This is a genomic window from Morganella sp. B601 (genome assembly GCF_051172335.1).
GTDB classification, from domain to species: domain Bacteria; phylum Pseudomonadota; class Gammaproteobacteria; order Enterobacterales; family Enterobacteriaceae; genus Morganella; species Morganella morganii.
In genome coordinates this window covers 42,695-67,351 of record NZ_JBPIZE010000010.1, presented here as the reverse complement: position 1 = coordinate 67,351, position 24,657 = coordinate 42,695, and the positions used below count along the sequence as shown (strand labels likewise).

The window sequence follows — 24,657 nt, the reverse complement described above, 5'->3', positions numbered from 1 at the left end:
TAGCGCGGTGGTCCCACCTGACCCCATGCCGAACTCAGAAGTGAAACGCCGTAGCGCCGATGGTAGTGTGGGGTCTCCCCATGTGAGAGTAGGGAACCGCCAGGTTATTATTAAGTGAGGGTGCAGAGCTGCATCAGTCACACAGAGATACGCGGAGCGGTAGTTCAGTTGGTTAGAATACCTGCCTGTCACGCAGGGGGTCGCGGGTTCGAGTCCCGTCCGTTCCGCCAACAAACATTAACCCCGATAGGAAACTATCGGGGTTTTGTTTTTTGTATGAAATAAATTCACCTTGTCGTTTTTCCCTCGACAGAACCTCTCTTTTTCGTTAGTTTTGGATGTCCGGATGTCTAAAACAACAAGGAGAGCCCGCCGCTATGCCAATCCGTATCCCTGATGAACTTCCTGCTGTCACCGATTTGCGTGATGAAAATATCTTTGTGATGACATCATCACGGGCACAATTTCAGGATATACGGCCACTGAAAGTGCTGTTTTTAAATCTGATGCCCAAGAAGATTGAAACAGAACTGCAATTTCTGCGTCTGCTCTCCAACACACCGCTTCAGGTTGATATTCAGCTGCTGCGTATCAGCCACCATGAATCAAAGAACACACCCAAGGCGCATCTGGATGCCTTTTATTGTGACTTTGATGATATAAAAGAACAGAATTTTGATGGTCTGGTGATCACCGGTGCACCACTCGGTCTGGTTGAATTTCAGGATGTGGATTACTGGCCGGAACTGGACGAGATTATCCGCTGGTCACAGACACATGTCACATCAACACTTTTTGTCTGCTGGGCCGTACAGGCGGGGCTGAACACGCTTTACAATATCCCGAAACAAACACTGCCGGAAAAAATTTCCGGGGTGTATACCCACACCACACTGATGCCGCATGCGCTGCTGACCAGAGGATTTGACGGGCAGTTTTCTGCGCCTCACTCCCGCTATGCGGCATTTCCTGAAGCAATGATCCGTGAAAATACCGATCTCGATATCCTGGCTGCCTCTGAAGAAGCCGGAGCCTATCTGTTTGCCAGTAAAGACAAGCGTCAGGTCTATGTGACCGGCCATGCGGAATATGATGCGGATACATTGGCGGGAGAATATCAGCGTGACTCGGATGCGGGGTTGGATCCTGCTATCCCGGTGAACTATTTTCCGGATAATGACCCGTCGAAAACACCGGTATCCAGCTGGCGCGGACACGGCCATCTGCTTTATGCTAACTGGCTGAATTATTGTGTTTATCAGATAACACCGTATGACCTGAGTGTGATGAATCCGACGGCGGACTGATAAAAAAAGCCACCGCGAACGGTGGCAAAAGGCAGACTTAATTCACGATGTTTTTATGCAGCGGTACCGGCAACGGCTTGTGCCGCCAGTGCGGTAATACGATCATAGTCTCCGTCGCGGAGTGCATCTTCAGGTACCAGCCATGAACCGCCGACACAGGCCACACTGCTGAGCGCGAGATAATCCCGGTAGTTATTCAGGGAGATCCCGCCGGTCGGGCAGAAACGGATATCCGGGAAGGGGCCGGAGATAGCTTTCAGCGCTTTCACTCCGCCGTTTGCTTCTGCCGGGAAGAATTTAAAATTTTTTAGTCCGTAAGCCATACCCGCCATCAGCTCGGAAACCGTGGCGATCCCCGGGATCAGCGGAATGGAGCCCTGATCGGCTGCCTGCAACAGAGATTCTGTCAGACCGGGGCTGATAGCAAACTGTGCACCGGCGTCAGTGACGGCTTTCAGTTGCTCCGGATTAATCACGGTACCCGCACCGACAATCGCCTCCGGCACTTCTTCCGCAATGGCGCGGATAGCTTCAATTGCACACTCTGTACGCAGTGTGACTTCCAGAACGCGGATCCCGCCTGCGACCAGTGCGCGGGCCAGCGGTACTGCCTGATGCAGCTCACGGATAACAATGACAGGCACAACCGGTCCTGCATTTAAAACGGATTGCGCACTTAACATCTGATCATTCATCGTCATTCTCACTTTTATAAAAACGAATACAGCAGGCGCCTTCTTCCGCACCTGAGAGTTGCGTGCGTAATGCACTGAATAATTCACGGCCTGAGCCGTCCCGCTCTGCGCTGAGGTCAGGGATGACACTCTCACGTTCTGCCAGAACAGCCTCATCAACAAGCAGCACCAGCTCGCCGGTCTGTCCGTTCACCCGGATCATATCGCCGTCGCGGACTTTGGTCAGCAGCCCGCCGGTATATGCTTCCGGAGTAACGTGAATAGCGGAAGGTACCTTACCGGATGCGCCGGACAAACGGCCGTCGGTTACCAGGGCCACCCGGTAGCCTTTATCCATCAGCACGCCCAGCGGCGGCATCAGTTTGTGCAGTTCCGGCATCCCGTTGGCCTGCGGCCCCTGGAAACGCACCACCACTACACAATCTTTGTTCAGTTTTCCGGCCTCAAACGCGGGCACAATATCATGCTGGCTGTTAAACACGATGGCCGGGGCTTCAATAATCTGGTTATCGGCAGGCACTGCCGAGGTTTTCATTACCGCACGTCCGAGATTTCCGGTCAGCACTTTGGTACCGCCGTGAGACGAAAACGGTGCATTTCCGGATGCAATCACACTGTCATCAAGCGAACTGAGCGCGCCTTCCCGCCATTTCAGTTCGCCGTTATCCAGCCACGGCTCCTGTGTATAACGGGATAGGCCGAAACCGGCGACAGTATGAACATCTTCATGCAGCAGCCCCAGGCTTAGCAGCTCACGGATAATCAGCTGTAACCCGCCTGCGGCATGGAACTGGTTGATATCCGCCGGGCCATTCGGGTAGATCCGGCTGAGCAGCGGGATAATGTCCGACAGCTCAGAAAAATCATCCCAGTTGATGATAATCCCGGCTGCAGCGGCCATTGCGATAAGGTGCATGGTCAGATTGGTGGACCCCCCTGTTGCCAGCAAACCAACGATGCCGTTAACGATGACTTTTTCATCCACCAGTTGCCCGACCGGCAGATAATTGCCGCGGTTTTCAGTAAAGCGGACAACCTGGCGGGCAGCGGCATCCGTCAGTGCGGTGCGCAGCGGGGTATCAGGATGAACAAAGGACGCGCCCGGCAGATGCAGCCCCATGATTTCCATCACCATCTGATTGGAATTAGCGGTGCCGTAAAAGGTACAGGTTCCGGCTGAATGATAAGAGGCTGCTTCTGCATCCAGCAGTGCCCGGCGATCAACTTTACCTTCAGCAAATAACTGACGGACATGCACTTTTTCTTTATTCGGCAGACCGCTGGTCATGGGACCCGCCGGAATAAATACGGACGGCAGATGCCCGAAAGAGAGTGCCGCCATCATCATTCCCGGGACGATTTTATCGCAGATCCCGAGGTAAAGTGCGCCATCAAACATATTGTGGGAAAGTCCGACAGCGGCAGACATTGCAATCACATCACGGCTCAGAAGGGATAACTCCATACCATCCTGCCCCTGGGTCACGCCGTCACACATGGCGGGAACCCCGCCGGCAACCTGGCCGATAGCCCCCACGCTGTGCAGTGCAGCTTTGATTTGTTCCGGATAAAATTCATACGGCTTATGTGCTGACAACATATCATTGTAAGCAGTGATGATTGCAATATCGTTATGCGCCATATTGCGTAACTGTTGTTTCTCATCCGGCTGGCAGGCGGCAAAGCCGTGTGCCAGATTACCGCAGGCAAGCTGGGCACGATGAACAGTTTTACTGCGTGCGGCGCTGATTTTTTCCAGATACCGGGCTCGGGATACACGGGAACGCGCCGTAATACGGGCGGTAATTTCTGAAAGTCGCGGATGAACCGGCGGGTACGCAGAATGTGTCATAGTCATGGCTCCGTGCTGATTATCTGCCTGCTGCAGTATCATTAACTCATTTGTTACCGGTAACACTGTCATAGATCAGCAACGGATTGCAACTTTTATGAGCAATTCTCTTTCCTGAATATGATCCACCTCAAATTTAGCTGAAACGAGAAAGCTTTCGGCGCGGATCGAATAATCAGAAAAAGAGGGTTGAGTACCTCTGCGGATCACAGCAACATGAAAAACGCTCAGGTTGCACGTTAATGCACTCAGGGAAAGTTGTGGTAGTATAGACGTTCAGACGGCTATTTAAACGGGCATTGCAGAACGGAGTCAGATAAATGGGTAATAAAATCAGTGTATTAAAAAAAGCGCTTAATCAACGGATCCTGATTCTTGATGGTGCAATGGGAACAATGATCCAGCGCTATGCACTGAACGAAATGGAATACCGCGGTGAGCGTTTTGCTGACTGGCCGGTGGATCTGAAAGGAAATAACGATCTGTTATCCATTACGCAGCCGGATATTATCCGCGAAATTCATCACGCCTATCTGGAAGCCGGTGCGGATATTATTGAAACCAACAGCTTTAACTCCACGGTTATTTCCATGGCGGATTATCAGATGGAATCACTGTCTGATGAAATTAATGAAGCCGCCGCGAAACTGGCGCGGGAATGTGCCGATGAATGGACGTGCAAAACGCCGGAGAAACCCCGGTATGTGGCCGGGATTCTGGGTCCGACCAACCGGACGGCATCAATCTCTCCCGATGTGAATGATCCGGCTTACCGCAATGTATCCTATGATGCGCTGGTTGAGGCTTACCGCAGCTCTGTGCGGGCACTGATCCGCGGCGGCGCTGACATCATTATGATCGAAACAATTTTCGATACCCTGAATGCCAAGGCGGCGATTTATGCCGTTGAAACTGAATTTGAGGCGTTGGGGACTAAATTGCCGGTAATGCTTTCCGGTACGATTACGGATGCCTCCGGCCGCACACTGACCGGCCAGACAACTGAAGCCTTTTATAACTCTATGCGCCACATCCGTCCGATCTCTTTCGGGCTTAACTGTGCGCTGGGGCCTGCTGAACTGCGCCAGTATGTGGCCGAACTGTCCCGTATCGCGGATTGTTATGTCAGTACTCACCCGAATGCCGGTCTGCCGAATGCGTTCGGCGGTTATGACCTGGATGCCGCCAATATGGCGGGCTATATCAGTGAGTGGGCGCAGTCCGGTTTGCTGAATATTGTCGGTGGCTGCTGCGGCACCACGCCCGATCATATCCGTGCAATTGCACAGGCGGTGGCGGATATTCCGCCGCGTGTTATTCCTGATCGTCCTGTGGCCTGCCGTCTGGCGGGACTGGAGCCGCTGACCATCAATGAAAATTCCCTGTTCGTCAACGTGGGGGAGAGAACCAATATTACCGGCTCCGCACGGTTTAAGCGGCTGATTAAAGAAGGTAATTACCAGGAAGCACTGGATATTGCCCGTAATCAGGTGGAGAACGGCGCACAGATTATTGATATCAACATGGATGAGGGCATGCTGGATTCACAGGCTGCCATGGTGCGTTTCCTGAATATGATTTCCGGTGAGCCGGATATCGCCCGCGTACCGATTATGATCGACTCCTCAAAATGGGAGGTGATCGAGGCCGGGCTGAAATGTATCCAGGGTAAAGGCATTGTGAACTCGATTTCCCTGAAAGAGGGAGAGGCAGCCTTTATCGATCATGCCAAAAAAGTGCTGCGTTACGGTGCTGCCGTGATTGTGATGGCCTTTGATGAAACCGGCCAGGCGGATACCCGGCAGCGCAAGACAGAAATCTGTCAGCGGGCTTACCGCATTCTGACTGAGCAGGTGGGATTTCCGCCGGAAGATATTATTTTTGACCCGAATATTTTTGCGGTGGCAACCGGTATTCCTGAGCATAACAATTATGCCGTTGATTTTATTGAAGCCTGTAAGGATATCAAAGCAACACTGCCCCATGCACTGATCTCCGGCGGGGTCTCCAACGTCTCTTTCTCGTTCCGCGGAAATGATCCGGTACGGGAAGCGATTCACGCCGTTTTCCTCTATTACGCTATCCGTAACGGCATGGACATGGGGATTGTGAATGCCGGGCAACTGGCCATTTATGATGATTTGCCGGCTGCACTGCGTGATGCGGTGGAAGATGTGATCCTGAACCGCCGCGAGGATGGTACAGACAGGCTGCTGGCGCTGGCAGAAGAATATCGCGGCAGCAAAGGGGAAAATGATCAGCCGCAGCTTGCGGAATGGCGCGGGTGGGATGTGGAAAAGCGTCTGGAATATGCGCTGGTGAAAGGGATCACCGAATTTATTGTTGAGGATACCGAAGCTGCCCGTCTGCGTGCTGACAGCCCGATTGAAGTGATCGAAGGTCCGCTGATGAACGGCATGAATGTGGTCGGTGATCTGTTCAGTGAGGGAAAAATGTTTCTGCCGCAGGTGGTGAAATCCGCACGGGTAATGAAACAGGCGGTGGCATATCTGGAACCTTATATTCAGGCAGCGAAAACCAGCGGCTCCAGTGCCGGGAAAGTCCTGCTGGCGACAGTCAAAGGCGATGTGCATGATATCGGCAAGAATATCGTCGGCGTGGTATTGCAGTGTAATAACTATGAAATTATCGACCTCGGGGTGATGGTACCCTGTGAAACAATTCTCCGCACGGCTATTGAGGAAAAAGTCGATATTATCGGGCTGTCCGGGCTTATCACACCGTCACTGGATGAAATGGTGCATGTGGCGAAAGAGATGGAGCGTCAGGGGTTTTCCCTGCCGCTGCTGATCGGCGGCGCCACCACATCCAAAGCCCATACAGCGGTAAAAATTGAGCCGAATTACAGCGGGCCGGTAACCTATGTGCAGAATGCCTCACGGACGGTCGGGGTCGTGGCGGCATTATTGTCAGATAAACAACGGGATGAATTTGTTGCCCGTACCCGCAAAGAATATGAGATTGTCCGTGACCAGTATGCCCGCCGTCAGCCGCGCTCTGCACCGGTGACACTCGCACAGGCGCGGGCAAATGCGTTTGCAGCGGACTGGGATAATTATACGCCGCCGCGCCCGGCAGTTACCGGCGTGAAAACTGTCACTGCACCGATTTCGGTACTGCGCCGTTATATTGACTGGACACCTTTCTTTATGACCTGGTCGCTGGCCGGAAAATACCCGCGTATTCTGGAAGATGATGTCGTTGGTGAAGAAGCCCGCCACCTGTTTAAAGAGGCAAACGCGATGCTGGATGAGCTGGACAGAACCGGCGCACTGACACCGCGTGGGGTGGCGGGGATTTTCCCGGCTAACCGGATCGGCGATGATATCGCGGTTTACTGTGACGAATCCCGCGAAGAGGTTCTGTTATACAGCTGTCATCTGCGTCAGCAGACACAGAAGAAAGATGATTTCCCGAATGCCTGCCTGGCGGATTTTGTCGCACCACCGGGAATTCCGGATTATCTCGGAGCCTTTGCTGTCACCGGCGGGCTGGAGGAGGATACACTGGCAGCTCAGTTTGATGCGGCACACGATGATTACAATAAAATCATGGTGAAAGCCCTCGCTGACCGGCTGGCGGAAGGGTTTGCGGAGTATCTGCATGAGCAGGTGCGTAAAACTATCTGGGGCTACAGTCCGGATGAAAACCTGGATAATGACTCGCTGATCCGCGAAAACTACCAGGGGATCCGCCCCGCACCCGGCTACCCGGCCTGTCCGGAACATACGGAGAAAAGCAAAATCTGGGAACTGCTGGATGTTGAAAGACATACCGGCATGCGGCTGACGGAATCTTATGCTATGTGGCCGGGGGCATCGGTATCCGGCTGGTATTTCAGTCATCCGCAGAGCCGCTATTTTGCGGTGGCTCAGATCCAGAGAGATCAGATTGAGGATTATGCCGCCCGCAAAGGTATGCCGGTGAAAGAGCTTGAGCGCTGGCTGGCCCCGAACCTGGGGTATGATCCGGAAGACTGAGTATTACCGTGTGTCAGTCTTCTGTCCCGGTTTGCGTTAACCGCCGGGTACTGTTCTGCGTATAGTGGATCCTGCAGTATCACTGTATGCCATTATCAGAACAGAAGGAGAATCGTATGAGCTCAGTATTTATCATTGCCGGTGGCAGGACCGGGGAGGTGGTATGACACTTCCCGTTTTCAGGCCGTTAATGATATCCGCCACTTTTGTCTTATGCAGCGTATTTGCCGGTAACTGCCGGGCTGAGATTGATTTACCCTGCCCGATGTTCTACAAGAACAAAGTTGAGGAAATAGATGGTCGTGTTTGTTTCAGCAGGCGGCCGTTACCTGACTGCCCTGCATTGTGTCATCCGTCAGAAAGTGTGGAAAAAAAGACAGAGTTTCGTTGTTTCCGCCCTGATAACCCGTTATCTGATACCGGAGCTGATATCATTCTGAAGGTCACTGTTCCGGTGAGTTGTGAAACGACATTTCCTGTATTTGCAGTACCGGACACCACACCATAATCTGAAGTAAAACAGGATAACCGGCCGGGATCCTTTCTCCTTCCTTCGCAATTATCACGCAATGTGACAGCCTGCTCTTGTCATTGTTTTTTTCATCCCCATTTATAGATAAGCAATTATCCCGTACTATGGCTGACAACAGCCGTGACCGGGCATATCAGATTCAGCCATAAAAGGGAGTGATGAGACAATGTACCGTTTCTATATTCAGGATGCTTTACCTGCCGGGTGCCTGCCCGCGTATTCGCTGCCGAAAGCAGATCAGCCTCACTATTATGAATTGGATGAGAGTATCCTCAACGCTGCACTGAATATTATGCAGATCACGGATATTCTGGATACCGATGATGTGCTGGACGATGACTGCTTTAACCGTATCTGGTTGAAAAGCGAGCTGACACCCGCCCGGGCGTCAGAGGTTTATCACTTCTTATATCAGCAGCAACTGCCGGAACCGGTACCGTCACCGGATGAAATCGCCGCCTTTAAACAGGCGAGAGCCGACGAACTGGCGCTGCTGAGCCGGCGCAGTCCGAAAGAGGGATATGTACCAGTCCATAAATTTGCCACACAGGATGCCTGGCGGATCATGCCGGAAGAATGCCTGCTTATTGCCGGTGTTCTGACTGATCACATGCTGGAAGATAACAATATGGTGGTCAGTAATATCGCATCATTGTGCAAAATCAGCCACAAAACACTGGAATATGCCCTGAGAGGCTGGCGTGAGTTTAATTTATTCGCGGCAGAACACGGCGGTTATCAGGTTTGCTGATGATTCAGTAATTCTTATTACGCAAGAATAACACCAGATATGAATTATTACTTTCGAAACTGGTGAATAAAATTAATTGTTATTGAAGCAGTAATACATAATTGACAATTAAAACCAGTATAAATAACTCTGATTGTTATTGATAAAAATTATTTATATTGTTTTGTGTAAATATGAGTTTTATTAATGGAAAGGTCGGCTGGTTACCGTATAATTTTTCATGAGGGATATGATTAATAGCGATAAATAATTCACTGTTATTTATATTTTCTCCCGTGATCGTCTTACTCTTCTTCATATTGGGAGCTTCAATATCGTTATACAGCGGACAGTATACGGTATGTATGTATCGGCAATACTCGTCACTTGTGTTTCATGTTGATCTCTGTTTCGTGTGATTGATCGCCTGACGCTGACCACGTCAGGCGTTTTTCTATCTGAAAAAGGATAGGATCAGAACAGATCGCGGTGAAGGGCGCGGATGATATCTTCGGCATCATTGCCGGGGACCAGCAGGCACATGTTGTGTCCGCTTGCACCATAACTGATCATGCGGATGTTAAACGGCTCAAGGGCGCTGAAAATCGTTTTACCCAGCCCGTGTGCACGGGTCAGTTCATTACCGATAACCGCGACCAGCGCCAGATTCTGTTCCACTTCAATACGGCACAGTGCGGACAACTCGGCGGTCAGTTCATCACTGAGCAATGTTCCGTTAGTGTGTGTGGAACCGACGGTATCCAGTGTCAGGGCGATACTGACTTCTGACGTGGTGATCACATCCACGGAAATATTATGGCGGGAGAGAATAGTGAAGATTTCCGCCAGAAAGCCGCGTGCATGCAGCATTTTCAGGCTGTGCAGTGTCAGCAGGGTTTGCTGGCGGCGTAATGTCAGGGCGCGGAACAGCGGCGGATTCGGGTCATTATCACACACCAGTGTGCCGCCCGCGCCGCTCTCTTTGCTGGAGCCGACAAACACCGGGATCCCGCTGCGCACGGCAGGCAGCAAAGTAGCCGGATGCAGGATTTTCGCCCCGAAGTTCGCCATTTCCGCCGCTTCATCAAAGGTTATATGATCAATCGGATAGGCATCCGGGACAATGCGCGGATCCGTGGTGTAGATCCCAGGCACATCCGTCCAGATATCCACACGCTGGCAGCCGAGTGCCTCCGCCAGCAGTGCCGCAGTGTAATCACTGCCGCCGCGTCCGAGTGTGGTGGTGCGCCCTGCGGCTTCGCGGCCGATAAATCCCTGGGTGATCACCGGGCCCTGTGACAGACGCGGGGCAAGGAGCTGATCACAGCGCGTGCGCAGCACAGCGGTATCCGGCTCAGCCCGGCCGAAGCAGTCATCTGTCTGCATGACCTCACGGACATCAAACCATTGCGCCTGTGCGCCCTGCTCCCGGAGCACTTCGGTAAACAGCAGCGTCGACATAATCTCACCATGACTGACAATTTCATCCACCAGAGCGCTGGAGGTTGCCAGTGCCGCAGCATCCGATAAGGTGGTGATATTGCCCAGCAGGCGGTCAATCTCATTGTGCACAGCTGCGTTCTCCGGCAGACGGGACAGGATTTCATATTGTGTGTCACGAACCTGTTTCAGACATTTTTCACGTTGCGCGCGCGGGCATCCCTGAGCTAATTCGATTAATGCATTGGTGATCCCGGCGGAGGCGGATAACACCACCAGTGTCACACCGGGGGTCTGCAGAACGACCCCGGCACTTTTCTGCATGGCGTCATAATTTGCCACACTGGTACCACCGAATTTTGCAATGACCTGCTGAGCAGGTGCGGAAGATACTGACGCCATAATGAATTCCCTTATCCGTAAAGTGAAAAATGTGAGCTGTGTTACACTGATAGAATTATCGGGATTGCCGGAATGAGTCAATATTGATTAACGGATAATCAATATCTTTCATAATGACAGGCAAATTATCGTTTTTTGCGATATTCGGTTCCGGCGCTGGTTTTGTTTCGGTTTTTTGAGCAATATCACGGAATGACAGATGCATAACACCTTTATCGTCAGGACAGAGTACACTTTGTTGACACGATTCAGTTTTGGTTTTCAATGAAAAGAGAGCTGCAATGAAAAATATTAACCCCACTGATACTGCGGCCTGGAAGGCGCTGGAACAGCATTACGACACAATGAAAACTGTGCATCTCCGCGACTTATTTGCGCAGGATAACGACCGGTTCAGCCGTTTTTCTGCCACGTTCGGCGAAGAAATGCTGGTGGATTATTCCAAAAACCGTATCACACAGGAAACCCTTGATAAGCTGCTGGCACTGGCTGAAGAGTGTGATGTGCGTGGGGCTGTCTGCAGTATGTTTTCCGGTGAGAAGATCAACCGGACAGAAAACCGTGCGGTTCTGCACACCGCGCTGCGCCACCGTGACAATACTCCGGTGATGACTGACGGGCAGGATGTGATGCCGGAGGTTCGCGCCGTGCTGGAAAAAATGCGCGTGTTCAGTGAGCGGATCATCAGCGGGGAGTGGAAAGGTTGTACCGGCAGGCCGATTACCGATGTGGTGAATATCGGTATCGGCGGCTCTGATCTCGGCCCTTATATGGTGACAGAGGCGCTGCGTCCGTATAAAAATCATCTGGGCATGCATTTTGTCTCTAATGTTGACGGTACTCATATCGCCGAAACCCTGAAAGCGCTGGATCCGGAAACCACACTGTTTCTGATCGCCTCCAAAACTTTTACCACCCAGGAAACCATGACCAACGCCCATTCCGCGCGTGACTGGTTCCTGGCGGCGGCCAAAGACCCGGCGCATGTGGCGAAGCACTTTGCTGCGCTGTCCACTAATGCGGATGCAGTAGCTGAGTTTGGTATTGATACCGCCAATATGTTTGAGTTCTGGGACTGGGTCGGCGGGCGCTATTCCCTGTGGTCGGCGATTGGTCTGTCTATCGTGCTCTCTGTCGGTTATGACAATTTCACGCAGCTGCTCGATGGCGCGTATGCCATGGACAAGCATTTCACCGAAACTGAATTTTCACAGAATATCCCGGTGCTGCTGGCGCTGATCGGCCTGTGGTACAACAATTTCTTCGGTGCGGAAACCGAGGCGATTCTGCCTTATGATCAGTATATGCACCGTTTTGCGGCCTATTTCCAGCAGGGCAATATGGAGTCCAACGGGAAGTATGTGGATCGTAACGGTAAGGTGGTTTCTCATCAGACCGGTCCGGTTATCTGGGGTGAGCCGGGCACCAACGGGCAGCACGCGTTTTATCAGCTGATCCATCAGGGCACCAAACTGATCCCGTGTGATTTTATCGCACCGGCACAGAGCCATAATCCGCTGGGGGATCATCACAGCAAGCTGCTGTCGAATTTTTTCGCACAGACCGAAGCACTGGCCTTCGGCAAAACCCGTGAACAGGTGGATGCGGAGTTTGCCGCACAGGGCAAAAATCCGGCTGAAATGGATTATGTCGCGCCGTTTAAAGTCTTTGAGGGTAACCGCCCGACCAACTCCATCCTGCTGAAATCCATCACTCCGTTCAGCCTCGGGGCTCTGATCGCTATGTACGAACATAAGATTTTTGTTCAGGGCGTGATTATGAATATTTATACGTTTGATCAGTGGGGTGTCGAACTGGGCAAACAGCTGGCAAACCGTATTCTGCCGGAACTGGCGGGCGACAAGCCGGTTGAGAGCCATGACAGCTCAACCAACGGCCTGATTAACCGGTTTAAAAACTGGCGTCAGTGCTGATTTTTCTTTAAAGCCTGTTTTATGAGCAAAGCCGCTCTGCATTGCGCAGGGCGGCTTTATTTTTAGCAAAAAATTTTCAGTAACGCGCTCATTTCCTGCCGGGTTTTGTTAAAGTGTATCAGAACGCATATTATGCCCCTGATAACCGGATACATTCATGACACAAACAGTGATAACACCCCCCATCCGCTGGTTTGATAATGCGGAAACGATCCCCGCCGGGGTGCTGGACTGGTTATCAGAATTAGGGTCAATGACGCGGCGCTTTGAACAGCACTGCAATGAAGTGACGGTAAAACCGTATTGTGAAAAATATATCTCCCGTGAAGCGCTGACTGAAGAAGAGCAGATGCATCTGCCCGGCAGTGCACGCTACTGGTTACGGGAGGTGGTGTTATATGGTGACGGGGTTCCCTGGCTGACCGGCCGGACAGTGGTGCCGGAGGAGACGCTGACAGGGGAAGAACAGCAGTTACTGAAAATGGGAAATGTGCCGCTCGGGCGCTATCTCTTTACCAGCGGTTGTCTGACGCGGGATTATATCCGTTTCGGACTCTCAGAAACGCACTGGGCCCGCTGTTCGCGGCTGTGCCTGGCCGGTAAACCGCTTCTGCTGACTGAAGTTTTTCTGCCGGCCTCTCCGGCATACCCCGCATAAGTGAATATCTCGGAGAAGAATAACGTGGAACGAAGCATGGTACGCAGCAAGTGGCAGGCATACAGCCGTCTGATGCGGACAGACCGCCCGATTGGCTCACTGTTACTGCTCTGGCCGACCTACTGGGCGTTATGGATAGCGGCCCGGGGTGTCCCGGACTGGCATATTCTGATCATCTTTACCATTGGTGTGTTCAGTATGCGAGCTGCCGGCTGTGTGATTAATGATTTCGCCGACCGGAAATTTGACGGCTCGGTGGAACGCACCAAAAACCGTCCGCTGCCGCGCGGTGATGTCACGGAAAAAGAAGCCAAAATTCTGTTTGCGGTACTGGTGCTGGTGTCATTCGGACTGGTACTGACGCTCAATACGATGACCATCTGGCTGTCAGTCGCCGGGCTGGCGCTGGCCTGGGTGTATCCGTTTGTGAAGCGGGTCAGCCATCTGCCGCAGGTGGTGCTCGGGGCGGCCTTCGGCTGGTCGATTCCGATGGCGTTTGCGGCGGTCAGTGAATCGCTGCCGGCAGAGTGCTGGCTGCTGTTTGCGGTCAATATTGTCTGGTCTGTGATTTATGATACCCAGTACGCGATGGTGGATCGCAATGATGACCTGAAAATCGGCGTGAAATCCACGGCTATCCTGTTCGGGCGCTTTGATAAGATGATTATCGGCATATTGCAGCTGATGATGATTCTGATGCTGTTATGGATAGGGCTGATGGTTAATCTGTCCGGGATTTTCTACTGGTCCCTGCTGCTGGCCGGGGCGTTATTTGTCTATCAGCAGCGGCTGATGGCCGATCGTGAACGCGACCCGTGTTTTCAGGCCTTTATGAATAATAACTATGTCGGGTTTATTCTGTTTCTCGGCATGCTGGTCAGTTATCTGTAAGTGCGGATACACGTAATAAATCCGGAACAAAATACCTAAAAAATACGTGCCAGATTAAGCAGATATAATAAATAACCCAATACAACAACTGATCCTGTGCCGGAGAGCAACAGGAGCAGAAAACAAAGATCACTTTTATTCGTCCTGTATTGGATAGCAGCTACACAAAGCAGAATCAACAGTAATGCAAGCATTATTACGGTAAACAGAACGGCAATACCCATTATCTTTTCCTCTTATCTGTATGTTTAACACCGTACTTCACTTTGCTGACCGGCAATAAAAAAGGAGACTGGTTATCCGGTCTCCTTTTTTTGTGATCAGCGTTTACCGGTATCAGTCAGACGGATTACTGTCATCACTTTCCGCCGGTACAGCTTCTTCCGGCTCGAGGCTGACACTTTCGATAGTCAGACGGACTTCCGGTGACATCAGCTCTGCCAGCACGTTGTAGAACTCTCCGGCGTTGGCTTCAATCACATCATCATTGTCATTGATATAGCCTTCTTCACGCAGTGTGCCGACCAGGGTAGCAAACACGGCTTTGTCGAAGAATTCCGGTGCGTTGATACCGTGCAGAACTGACAGACGCTGTGCCAGCATCCGGCTCTCTTTTTCCAGTGCCGAACGGCTGATTTCCGGGGTGGCATTCAGCAGCGACAGGGTGATCGCATAACGCTGTAATGTCTCGCGGATCCCGGCTGCCAGCAGCTGTAACGGACGGATACGGGCCGGGTTAATGACCAGCATATTATCATCACGGCGGCAGATTAATTGCTGACGACACAGTTCATCAATGATGGTATCGAGGATCGCCGGCAGCTCTTCCTGACTGTAACGCATAAACAGTTCGGCTTTCAGCAGCGGATAGATCATCCCGACATGTTCACGCAGCGTATCGGTGCTGACGCGGCGGTGATGGATCAGGATACTGGTCACCAGAGACGGCAGTACCAGCATATGCAGAATGTTATTCCGGTAGTAGGTCATCAGTACCGCATTTTCACGCGGCAGAATGATGATATCCCCGAGGCTGTCTTTCTCAACCTCGAACTTGTTCATCTGCAATGCGTGTTCCAGCAGTTCTTCCGCACTCTTCGCCGGGGTGGTGCTGTCCGGGGAATACGGCACATTGCGCAGCAGCTGGAGATAGCAGTCGAGCTGTTCGATCAGCTGTTCGCGGGTCAGTGCGCGCTGACGGGAAGCCAGCAGAGCCGTGGTACACAGGTTGATAGCATTCGCGGCGGCGGCATTATTGATGCTCACCATAATGTTATCAGCCAGAGATGTTGCGGTTGGTGTCAGCCAGGACGGACGCTGCGGCTCGACCGGGTCGATCGCCTCACGCCATTCCGGTACCTGTTTTGTCAGGTATTGTGACAGCGGAATCGGCTGCCCGAAATTCACATAACCCTGGCCGAGGTTACGCAGTTTGCGCAGGCCGCGCACCATCTGCATAAAACCTTCTTTTTGCTTGGTGGCACCGCGCAGCTCTTTGGCGTAAGTACCCACTTCCATCACATGCTCATAGCCGATATAGACCGGCACCAGGGTGATAGGTCGCGAGTCACCGCGCAGCATAGCCTGAAGCGTCATCGATAATGTGCCGGTTTTCGGCTCCAGCAGACGCCCGGTACGGGAACGGCCGCCTTCGACAAAGTACTCGATGGAATAACCGCGTGAGAAGAGCTCACTCAGGTATTCACGGAAAACGGTGGAGTACAGTTTGTTGCCCTTGAAGCTGCGGCGGATAAAGAAAGCACCGAGGCGGCGGAAAATCGGTCCTGCCGGCCAGAAATTGAGGTTAATCCCGGCGGCGATATGCGGCGGCACCAGCCCCTGATGATAGAGCACATAGGAGAGCAGCAGGTAGTCCATGTGGCTGCGGTGGCAGGGCACATACACTATCTCATGGCCATCCTGTGCCAGCTGGCGCACCCGCTCTGCATTATGGACATTCAGTCCCTGATAGAGGCGGTTCCAGGTCCAGCCGAGAACGCGATCAGCCACGCGCAGGGCGTCATAGGTGAAGTTAGCGGCCACTTCGTTCATCATGGAAACGGCATTCTGACGCGCTTTTTCAATGGTGATTTTTTTGGCTTTCGCTTCATCTTCAACGGCTTTTTCAATCGCTTTGGATTTCAGCAGCTTATTGAACAGCTCCTGACGCACCGGCAGTTTCGGGCCGATAGCGGCCATACGCTGGCGCGAGAAGTGAATACGGGCGACACGGGCCAGTTTATTAGCAATAATAGTGTCAGTGCCGTGTTCAGAGGCCATTGCGCCCATGGACACCGGCTGTGAGAAACGGACAAAACTGTCGCGTCCCAGCCAGAGCACGGCGAAAAATTTCTGGATCCCGTTTAACAGACGCAGATGCGGCACACCGTGGTGTCCCTCGCGGCCCGGTGAACGACCGAACATCACAGAGACCGGCAGCATCTGAATATCCAGCGCCGGATTATTGCGGTGCAGATCCAGATAGGCGTGGAAAATATGGACGGAATCCTTACGCGGATTCAGGGCGTAATAACGGAACACACGCGGGCCGTCATCGATAAAGACATAGCCCGGTAATGTGGTATTACCGATGACATTATCTTCCAGCGGATCCGGCATGCCCTGTGCGAGACACTGACGGCGCAGTGTCAGCAGGTCCGCCTTAGAGTGATAAGGAAGAACATAGAGTGTCGGACGTTGTGTATCCAGCCCCAGCTCATTGACCGGATCCGTCGGGATCGGCTTGCTTTTTACCAATAGTTTTAATGGTAAATTCAATACGTTATAGTATATTTTACGCCAAAGTGACATAAATGTATGAAGCCTCTTGTTGACAATTCGCGTTCAGCATACCAGAAAGGCGAAGCCAGATCTGTGTTGCGGCAGCAATAAAATCGCGGAAAAACGGCGGTGGTCAGTCAGATAATCACATTATTTATAGTGACAGAAATGAAAAAAAATACCGGATTTATACGATTAATTAAAGCGGCAGGTTATTCAAAGAAAGGACTTATCGCGGCATGGAAAAATGAAGCCGCTATCCGTCAGGAATTGCTGGCGCTGATCCCGGCCGTCATTATTGCCTTTGCTTTCTCTTTTACGGCGGTTGAACGGGTGCTGCTGATTGGTTCTGTGGTGCTGGTAGTGGTGATTGAGCTTATCAACAGCGCGATTGAGGCAGTGGTTGACCGTATCGGTACGGAATACCATGAACTGTCCGGCCGGGCCAAAGATATGGGGTCTGCTGCAGTATTTATCGCCACATTACTGGGGTTGTTTGTCTGGATTATGCTGTTTATCAGCTGGTTCCAGCGTCTTTAACAGACGATTTTTTGTGAAACCTGCGGCGTAACACGTATTTTCCTCATGTTATGGTTCCCAATCCCGGAATACCTGTATATACTCACAGTTTGACTGTATAAACAAACAGGGGGCGAAATGAAAGCACTGACGGCACGGCAGCAACAGGTTTATGACCTTGTTCGTGACCATATTTCGCAGACGGGCATGCCACCGACGCGTGCAGAAATTGCGGCACGCCTGGGTTTTCGCTCTCCGAATGCGGCGGAAGAGCACCTGAAAGCCCTGGCGCGTAAAGGCGTCATTGAGATTGTCTCCGGGGCATCCCGGGGGATCCGTCTGCTTCTGGAAGAAGAAGAGGATGAAGGTTTACCACTAATAGGCCGTGTGGCCGCTGGTGAGCCTTTATTAGCACAGGAACATATCGAAAGCCGTTATCAGATTGACCCGATGCTGTTTAAACCAAGTGCAGATTTCCTGCTGCGGGTAAATGGTATGTCAATGAAAGATATTGGTATTATGGACGGTGACTTACTTGCGGTGCATAAAACCCAGGACGTGCATAACGGCCAGGTGGTGGTTGCCCGTATCGAAGATGAAGTGACGGTCAAACGGTTTAAGAAAGTGGGCAGCAAGATTGAGCTGCACGCTGAAAACGAAGAATTCAGCCCGATCGTGGTGGATTTACGGGAACAGAACTTTACTGTTGAAGGTCTGGCAGTGGGTGTGATCCGTAATAACGACTGGCACTGATTTCCGGGACAGCCGCCTGAAACGGTATCCGCTTAAAAACCACAGTACGCCGGAGACGGACACTGTGGTTTTTGTTTTTCAGCGTCCGCGTTTACGCGGTTCGTCATGTTCATGGTCATGCAAACATTTATCTCTGCGGGTGCAGGATTCAATATCATAACAAGGGCGGCAGTATCCGTGCGCCTCAATCACACTGTGGCGGATATGAAATTGTGCAGCGTCCGCCAGCTGACTGATTTGTGAATCAATCGTCTCTCCGTCCCGCTCTGTCACACTGTTACAGCGATCACAGATAAACAGCACGGAAGTATGGCTGGGTTTATCAAAGTGCGGACACATCACAAAGCTGTTGGTGGATTCAATTTTGTGGATAAATCCCTGCTCGAGCAGAAACTCCAGGCCGCGGTAGATTGTCGGCGGCTTTGCCTGCGGCTCGGTTTCGCGCAGCAGATCCAGCAGCTCATAAGCACTGATGGCTCCGGGCTGGCCGGCAATCAGCTGCAGAATCGACTTTCGCTGAGACGTCATGCGCACACTGCGTGACAGACACAGTGCTTCTGCTTTTTTTAATAAAGTCTGAATATCAACAGGTTGCATGACATCACCTTCCGTTAATCAATAAATATATGGACAGCCCACTCTAACATGAATTCCGGCAGAATAACCGGTATCCGCGCTATTTTGTCAAAAAAGGGCTGCCAATTCAGGGCAAATTATGGTGAGCTGTTGGTGCAAACACATAAAAAGCACACGATAATAAAACGGAGTCCTGAATGAGTATCGAAACGGTTCGTGCCTGGTTCGGCACGCATGCCCCGGATGTCACGATTATTGAGACCACACAGCCGACTGCCACTGTCACTCAGGCAGCAGAAGTTCATGGTGTCCGCCCCGGTCAGATCTGCAAAACACTCTCTTTTAAGCTGACGGATGACAGCGCGATTCTGATTGTGATGGCAGGGGACGCCCGGCTGGATAACAAAAAATTCAAAACACAGTTCGGCTGCAAAGCCAAAATGCTGAATGCAGAGGAAGTGGTGCATTTCACCGGCCATCCGGTCGGGGGAGTCTGTCCGTTCGGGCTGCCGGTACCGCTGACCGTTTATGCGGATCATTCACTCCGTGAGTATGACACGGTATTACCTGCGGCGGGGTCGGCTAATTCCGCTGTCCGGCTGACACCTGAGCGGCTGGCGGAACTGACAAACGCACAGTGGCTGGATATCACCACGCAGCCGGTATAAACAGATGGCACCGCATCAGCGGTGCTGTCACACACTCAGTGTTCCGGTGGCCGGGTCTCCGGCTCCGTATTCACACCGGCGTCGGTACTGCGGGGGATAACGTTATCATCATCCGGCAGGTGCTGGCGGGTAAAGAACAGCAGACTGTCTTCTATAAAGTAGTAAGGGGAGACGCCGAAGACCTGGGAGATCCTCAGAATGATTTCCAGTGAAATTTTTGTGCTGCCGATTTCGTAGCGGGAGATTTGCTGTTGTGATACACCAATCAGATTGCCCAGTTCTGTTGATGTGACACCGGTGATCCTGCGCATTTTGCGAATTTGTCCGCCAATGAGCTTGTACATCTCGTTAATGCTGGTGTTCAGGTTATTATCTGTTTTATTACTCATTATCATCTGTCAGTCTGGTTAAACAATAATATATTAATGTTTGTCAAATTAAACTTATTCTTCATCACAACCCATTTCATCAAAAAAATAACTAACACTAATATTCAGGACGTCTGCAAGCATTAACAGTTTATCCAGAGGAATTAAGCTTGCTCCCGTTTCATAACGGGATAATTGCTGTTGTGAGATATTAATTTTTATTGATAGCTCTTTACCTGTCAGACAGTTTTTCAGTCGCTGACATTTTATTTTGCCGCCAATAAACATTGCCAACTCATATTTATCATATATTGTCATAAATTATGAAGATAAACGGTTGTCATTAATAATGTTAAAATTTAACTTGACGTATTTATTTCCTCAAATAGTTTCTTTAAAAAGTATAATCGATACCCTTTTAATATGTAATAGATACAAAAAAACAACAAATAAGAAACAATAAAGACGAGAATACTACGTATTAACACTATAACCTCAGCGATTTCATGTTGTTACAAAGAATACCCGGTTTTTAACATCTTACATGAATGATGAGTAAGCGGAATATTCTGATATTTAGTCGGGATTATACCTAATATAAAGATATTGATGCTAATTTTGAGTTCAAAATGGGGGATTTAACTACCTTTTCATGCTTTGGCGTAATGACAGGCAACCCGGAAGTGTGATTGTTGTCTTACAATATGGCTGAAGATAGTTTGTTAAATTTTCTGATGACATTATAAGAAAATACAAAGACCAAAATATCTGAATGTTTCCATAAAATAGATAAAATCAGGCGATAATATTTGCCGGTAATTGTATTGAGATGTGTTATTTTGTTTACTTATAAAATAAGTAATGTTGGCGGAAATCTATTCCTTCATTAAATAAAAAAATCCCGGTTGATTATAATTTCACTATATAATGAAATATATAGTATTATTTTTTCTTTTAATTCACGGGCTTAGTTATAGGTGATGGTTGTAAAAAACAACAATTACGTGTATTTTTTGCTGTCGTCAGGTGATGAGTGAAATTTAACGGTATGCAGAATTTATTGCTTTTATTGTTAGTTATCGTGTTATTGGGACCATTGGGTATTGATCTTTATTTACCGGCTATTCCGGCAATTGCAAAAGGCCTGGGCAGCAGTGAGTCATTGATTCAGTCAACTATCTCGTTGTTTATTCTTGTATTAGGTGCAGGTCAGCTGATTTCCGGATACCTGGTGGATAAATTCGGCCGCAGACCGATGGCGATGGCGGGTATGGTTTTGTATATCGCCGGTTCCCTGACAGCGGCCTTTGCGGTGACTCCGGGGATGTTTATCGCTTCCCGGTTAATTCAGGGAGCGGGTGTCTGCTGTACCTCTGTGGTTGCTTTTACCTGTGTCCGCGATTGCTTTAATGGTAACGAAGCAGCGCGTGCTTTCGGTTTTTTAAACGGGACATTAAATATTGTTCCGGCGCTGGCGCCGCTGCTGGGCGGTATTATGGCGGAATATTACGGCTGGCGGCTGCCTTTTGGTTTCCTGGCGCTGTATGCCTTTATTCTGCTGATTCTGACGGCAAAATATCTGCCGGAAACCCGCCCGGAAAGCAGTGTTCAGCATAAAGAGAACCCGCTGAAGAGCTTGGTTTCTGTGTTGTTCAATAAGCGGTTTTTGATCTTTTCCCTGGTGAACGCGGGGACGATGGGAATGGTATTAACGTATGTTTCCCTGGCTCCGGCGGTACTGATGGGCGATGCGGCGCTCAGCCCGTTACAGTTTTCAGTTGTGTTCGGCGCTAACGGGTTCTGGATCATGGGGATCAGTATGATCGCCAACCGGGTGATCCGCAGAGCCGGGCGACCTGTTTGTCTGGTTTCCGGTGGTGTACTGATGGCGCTGGGGTGCATTGCGCTGGCACTGAGCCCGGTGCTGTTCTCCGCACAAATACAGAATCACTGGCTGATCTATATGCTGCCGGTGGCCGCTGCCTGTGCCGGGCTGGCCTTTATTATGGGACCGGCAACCAGCTATGCCCTGGAGCCTTATTCTGATAACGCCGGTGTTGCCTCTGCACTGGTGGGGTTTATGCAGATGGCGGGCGGTGCAGTGCTGACCCTGGTTGCTATCGCATCACCCTTACCGCCGAAAACTGCACTGGCTGTCACTATGCTGTGCGGCGCCCTGCTGGCATGGAATGCGTACCGGGTGAGTAAAAACGAACAGCGGCAGGCGTGATGCAGAAAGCGGAGATATCATACCTCTGTGATATACTCCGCCTTTGTTTTTCTTTCTGACTGATGTACTGAGATCCCGGATACACCATGCACCAAAACACACCAACAGAAAAAACCACTGAAAACCAGCAGTTACGCACCACCGGCGGCTATAAGAACCTTAACCGTTTCTCCGTGGCACCGATGCTGGACTGGACTGATCGCCATTGCCGTTATTTCCACCGTAAACTCAGCCGCCACGCGCTGCTGTATACCGAAATGGTGACCACCGGGGCAATTCTGTTCGGGAAAGGGGACTATCTGGCGTATAACGAGGCGGAGCACCCGGTGGCATTGCAGCTCGGCGGCAGTGACCCGGCGGCACTGGCTCAGTGTGCGAAAATCGCACAGGAACGCGGTTATGATGAAATCAACCTGAATGTCGGCTGTCCGTCTGACCGTGTGCAGAACGGAATGTTCGGTGCCTGTCTGATGGGGAATGCCTCACTGGTGGCGGATTGTGTGGCAGCGATGCGGGATGTGACAGATATTCCTGTCACCGTTAAAACCCGGATCGGGATTGATGATCAGGACAGTTATGAATTTCTGTGTGATTTTGTCGGTACGGTGGCGGATCGCGGCGGTTGTGAGATGTTTATTATTCATGGCCGTAAAGCCTGGCTCTCCGGCCTGAGCCCGAAAGAGAACCGGGAAATTCCGCCGCTGGATTATCCGCGTGTGTATCAGCTGAAAAAAGATTTTCCGCATCTGACCATGGCGCTTAACGGTGGGATAAAAACTTTGGAAGAGGCGAAGATCCATCTGCAGTATATGGACGGTGTGATGGTCGGACGTGAGGCATATCAGAACCCGTCAATCCTGGCGCAGGTCGATAATGCCCTGTTTGATGCTGCCCTGCCGGTGACCGATACGGTCGCGGCGGTGGAAGCTATGTATCCGTATATTGAGGCTGAACTGGCGACAGGGACTTATCTCGGCCATATCACCCGTCATATGCTGGGAATTTTCCAGGGGATCCCGGGGGCGCGTCAGTGGCGGCGTCATCTGAGTGAGAATGCCCATAAAGCCGGAGCAGATCTCAGTGTGATTGAAGCGGCACTGGAATTTGTCACGCGGAAAAATATCGCGGAATAATCAGTCAGTCATAAAAAAGCCCGCCGTTTCTCAGAACCGGCGGGCTTTTTTCATTCTGTGACGATTACGGGATCAGAATGCTGGATCCGGTCGTTGCACGGCCTTCCAGGCGTTTGTGTGCCAGGGCGGCATCTTTCAGCGGATAAACCTGATCCGCAGGGATGGAAATAGTCAGTTTACCGCTCAGGATCAGATCAAAAATTGCCTTGCTGGCTTCGTTAAGTTCTTCACGGTTGGTGATGTAACCAAAGACAGAAGGGCGGGTCACATACAGTGAGCCTTTCTTATTTAAGATCCCCAGGTCAACACCGGTGACCGGGCCGGAGGCGTTGCCGTAGCTGACCATCAGACCGCGGCGCTTGATGCAGTCCAGTGACGGCAGCCAGGTGTCTTTACCGACAGAGTCATATACCACACCGACTTTTTCACCGTCAGTGAGTGCCAGCACCCGCTCAACAATGTCTTCTTTATTGTAGTTGATGGTTTCCCAGGCTCCGGCGGCTTTGGCTTTCTGCGCCTTTTCATCAGAACCCACGGTACCGATCATCTTCGCGCCCAGCGCTTTGGCCCACTGGCAGGCGATTTGTCCGACACCACCGGCAGCAGCGTGGAACAGGAAAACTTCCCCAGCTTTTACCTCATAGGTTTTGCGCAGCAGATAAAACGCGGTCAGACCTTTCATAAAGCAGGCGGCAGCCGTTTCAAAGCTGATACCGTCCGGCAGAATGGCGAGCTTTTCTTCCGGCACGTTATGGATTTCGCTGTATGCGCCCAGCGGAGACTGTCCATAAACCACGCGGTCACCGACTTTAATATGTTTTACGTTTGCACCGGTTTTTACCACCACACCGGCGGCTTCAGAGCCGACACCGGAAGGGGATACCGGCGCAGGGTACAGGCCGCTGCGGAAATAGGTATCAATATAGTTCACACCGATTGCTTTGTTTTCCACCTGAACTTCACCCGGTGCCGGATCTGCCGGCGTAAAGTCACGATAAACCAGCACATCGGTGCCGCCGGGGGCATCAAATTCAATACGTTTAGCCATGGAGGGAACCTCATTCGGAAAAAAAGAGTGACCACTTACCTGCAAACAGCGCAGAAACAGTAAGCGGGACAGTTAATCATATGATTTATTGTATTTGGCATAATTGCATGTCACTGAAAATTACTCAAGCTTCGTGCAA

The 24,657-nt window shown here is 51.1% G+C and carries 19 protein-coding genes, 1 tRNA gene and 1 rRNA gene; 13 read left to right on the top strand and 8 right to left on the bottom strand.

What is annotated here, in order from left to right:
* From rrf to metA, 3 genes are all read left to right on the top strand, one after another.
* A 5S ribosomal RNA gene (gene rrf / locus ACSBQN_RS18650) occupies positions 1-105 on the top strand; the annotation flags it as partial.
* A gap of 48 nt (positions 106-153) precedes the next feature.
* Positions 154-230: transfer RNA gene (locus tag ACSBQN_RS18645), tRNA-Asp, on the top strand.
* 147 nt (positions 231-377) lie between these two features.
* A complete protein-coding gene (gene metA / locus ACSBQN_RS18640; RefSeq protein ID WP_004238285.1) occupies positions 378-1,307 on the top strand; it encodes a homoserine O-acetyltransferase MetA in 930 nt (309 codons plus the stop codon).
* Between the two features lie 53 nt (positions 1,308-1,360).
* Here the strand turns inward: metA and ACSBQN_RS18635 are convergent, their stop codons facing one another.
* Together ACSBQN_RS18635 and edd are read right to left on the bottom strand one after the other, a co-directional pair.
* Positions 1,361-2,002: a bifunctional 4-hydroxy-2-oxoglutarate aldolase/2-dehydro-3-deoxy-phosphogluconate aldolase gene (locus ACSBQN_RS18635; protein WP_024475146.1), complete on the bottom strand. Its 642-nt coding sequence runs from the start codon at positions 2,000-2,002 to the stop codon at positions 1,361-1,363.
* Complete coding sequence (gene edd / locus ACSBQN_RS18630; RefSeq protein WP_354633008.1) at positions 1,995-3,860, bottom strand: phosphogluconate dehydratase; 1,866 nt, start codon at positions 3,858-3,860, stop codon at positions 1,995-1,997. The genes ACSBQN_RS18635 and edd overlap by 8 nt, the downstream gene beginning before the upstream one ends.
* A gap of 314 nt (positions 3,861-4,174) precedes the next feature.
* On the opposite strand from edd, the gene metH reads away from it, so the two are divergent.
* Together metH and ACSBQN_RS18620 are read left to right on the top strand one after the other, a co-directional pair.
* Positions 4,175-7,855, top strand: a complete 3,681-nt coding sequence (gene metH / locus ACSBQN_RS18625) for a methionine synthase (protein WP_024475148.1) — start codon at positions 4,175-4,177, stop codon at positions 7,853-7,855.
* Between the two features lie 698 nt (positions 7,856-8,553).
* Positions 8,554-9,138: a hypothetical protein gene (locus ACSBQN_RS18620; protein ID WP_004238280.1), complete on the top strand. Its 585-nt coding sequence runs from the start codon at positions 8,554-8,556 to the stop codon at positions 9,136-9,138.
* Positions 9,139-9,591: 453 nt separating this feature from the next.
* Here the strand turns inward: ACSBQN_RS18620 and lysC are convergent, their stop codons facing one another.
* On the bottom strand, positions 9,592-10,959 hold the full coding sequence (lysC, locus tag ACSBQN_RS18615) for a lysine-sensitive aspartokinase 3 (protein ID WP_024475149.1): 1,368 nt from the start codon (positions 10,957-10,959) through the stop codon (positions 9,592-9,594).
* 281 nt (positions 10,960-11,240) lie between these two features.
* Between lysC and pgi the strand changes: the two genes are divergently transcribed.
* From pgi to ubiA, 3 genes are all read left to right on the top strand, one after another.
* The gene (pgi, locus tag ACSBQN_RS18610; RefSeq protein ID WP_024475150.1) at positions 11,241-12,893 is read left to right on the top strand and encodes a glucose-6-phosphate isomerase; all 1,653 of its coding nucleotides are present in this window, start codon (positions 11,241-11,243) and stop codon (positions 12,891-12,893) included.
* Between the two features lie 157 nt (positions 12,894-13,050).
* Positions 13,051-13,551: a chorismate lyase gene (gene ubiC, locus ACSBQN_RS18605; protein ID WP_024475151.1), complete on the top strand. Its 501-nt coding sequence runs from the start codon at positions 13,051-13,053 to the stop codon at positions 13,549-13,551.
* A gap of 36 nt (positions 13,552-13,587) precedes the next feature.
* A complete protein-coding gene (gene ubiA, locus ACSBQN_RS18600) occupies positions 13,588-14,442 on the top strand; it encodes a 4-hydroxybenzoate octaprenyltransferase (protein ID WP_024475152.1) in 855 nt (284 codons plus the stop codon).
* A 336-nt stretch (positions 14,443-14,778) separates the two neighbouring features.
* On the opposite strand, the gene plsB is transcribed toward ubiA, so the two are convergent.
* Positions 14,779-17,253 carry a glycerol-3-phosphate 1-O-acyltransferase PlsB gene (gene plsB / locus ACSBQN_RS18595; RefSeq protein ID WP_024475154.1) on the bottom strand — a complete coding sequence of 825 codons (2,475 nt, stop codon included), beginning with the start codon at positions 17,251-17,253 and terminating at the stop codon, positions 14,779-14,781.
* Positions 17,254-17,391: 138 nt separating this feature from the next.
* Here plsB and ACSBQN_RS18590 point away from each other — a divergent pair, with 138 nt between their 5' ends.
* Together ACSBQN_RS18590 and lexA are read left to right on the top strand one after the other, a co-directional pair.
* The gene (locus ACSBQN_RS18590) at positions 17,392-17,763 is read left to right on the top strand and encodes a diacylglycerol kinase (protein ID WP_024475155.1); all 372 of its coding nucleotides are present in this window, start codon (positions 17,392-17,394) and stop codon (positions 17,761-17,763) included.
* 117 nt (positions 17,764-17,880) lie between these two features.
* On the top strand, positions 17,881-18,495 hold the full coding sequence (gene lexA, locus ACSBQN_RS18585; protein ID WP_004238270.1) for a transcriptional repressor LexA: 615 nt from the start codon (positions 17,881-17,883) through the stop codon (positions 18,493-18,495).
* A gap of 78 nt (positions 18,496-18,573) precedes the next feature.
* On the opposite strand, the gene zur is transcribed toward lexA, so the two are convergent.
* Positions 18,574-19,092, bottom strand: a complete 519-nt coding sequence (zur, locus tag ACSBQN_RS18580; RefSeq protein WP_024475156.1) for a zinc uptake transcriptional repressor Zur — start codon at positions 19,090-19,092, stop codon at positions 18,574-18,576.
* Between the two features lie 176 nt (positions 19,093-19,268).
* Here zur and ACSBQN_RS18575 point away from each other — a divergent pair, with 176 nt between their 5' ends.
* Complete coding sequence (locus ACSBQN_RS18575) at positions 19,269-19,739, top strand: YbaK/EbsC family protein (RefSeq protein ID WP_024475157.1); 471 nt, start codon at positions 19,269-19,271, stop codon at positions 19,737-19,739.
* A 35-nt stretch (positions 19,740-19,774) separates the two neighbouring features.
* Here ACSBQN_RS18575 and ACSBQN_RS18570 read toward each other — a convergent pair whose 3' ends face one another.
* Both ACSBQN_RS18570 and ACSBQN_RS18565 read right to left on the bottom strand, forming a co-directional pair.
* On the bottom strand, positions 19,775-20,128 hold the full coding sequence (locus ACSBQN_RS18570) for a helix-turn-helix domain-containing protein (RefSeq protein WP_004241537.1): 354 nt from the start codon (positions 20,126-20,128) through the stop codon (positions 19,775-19,777).
* Positions 20,129-20,182: 54 nt separating this feature from the next.
* Positions 20,183-20,425: a helix-turn-helix domain-containing protein gene (locus ACSBQN_RS18565; RefSeq protein WP_004238265.1), complete on the bottom strand. Its 243-nt coding sequence runs from the start codon at positions 20,423-20,425 to the stop codon at positions 20,183-20,185.
* 730 nt (positions 20,426-21,155) lie between these two features.
* On the opposite strand from ACSBQN_RS18565, the gene ACSBQN_RS18560 reads away from it, so the two are divergent.
* Both ACSBQN_RS18560 and dusA read left to right on the top strand, forming a co-directional pair.
* On the top strand, positions 21,156-22,337 hold the full coding sequence (locus ACSBQN_RS18560; protein WP_201894217.1) for a multidrug effflux MFS transporter: 1,182 nt from the start codon (positions 21,156-21,158) through the stop codon (positions 22,335-22,337).
* Positions 22,338-22,423: 86 nt separating this feature from the next.
* A complete protein-coding gene (gene dusA / locus ACSBQN_RS18555; protein ID WP_036409841.1) occupies positions 22,424-23,470 on the top strand; it encodes a tRNA dihydrouridine(20/20a) synthase DusA in 1,047 nt (348 codons plus the stop codon).
* Between the two features lie 64 nt (positions 23,471-23,534).
* On the opposite strand, the gene ACSBQN_RS18550 is transcribed toward dusA, so the two are convergent.
* Positions 23,535-24,518: an NADPH:quinone reductase gene (locus tag ACSBQN_RS18550; protein WP_354632975.1), complete on the bottom strand. Its 984-nt coding sequence runs from the start codon at positions 24,516-24,518 to the stop codon at positions 23,535-23,537.
* Between the last annotated feature and the right edge of the window lie 139 nt (positions 24,519-24,657).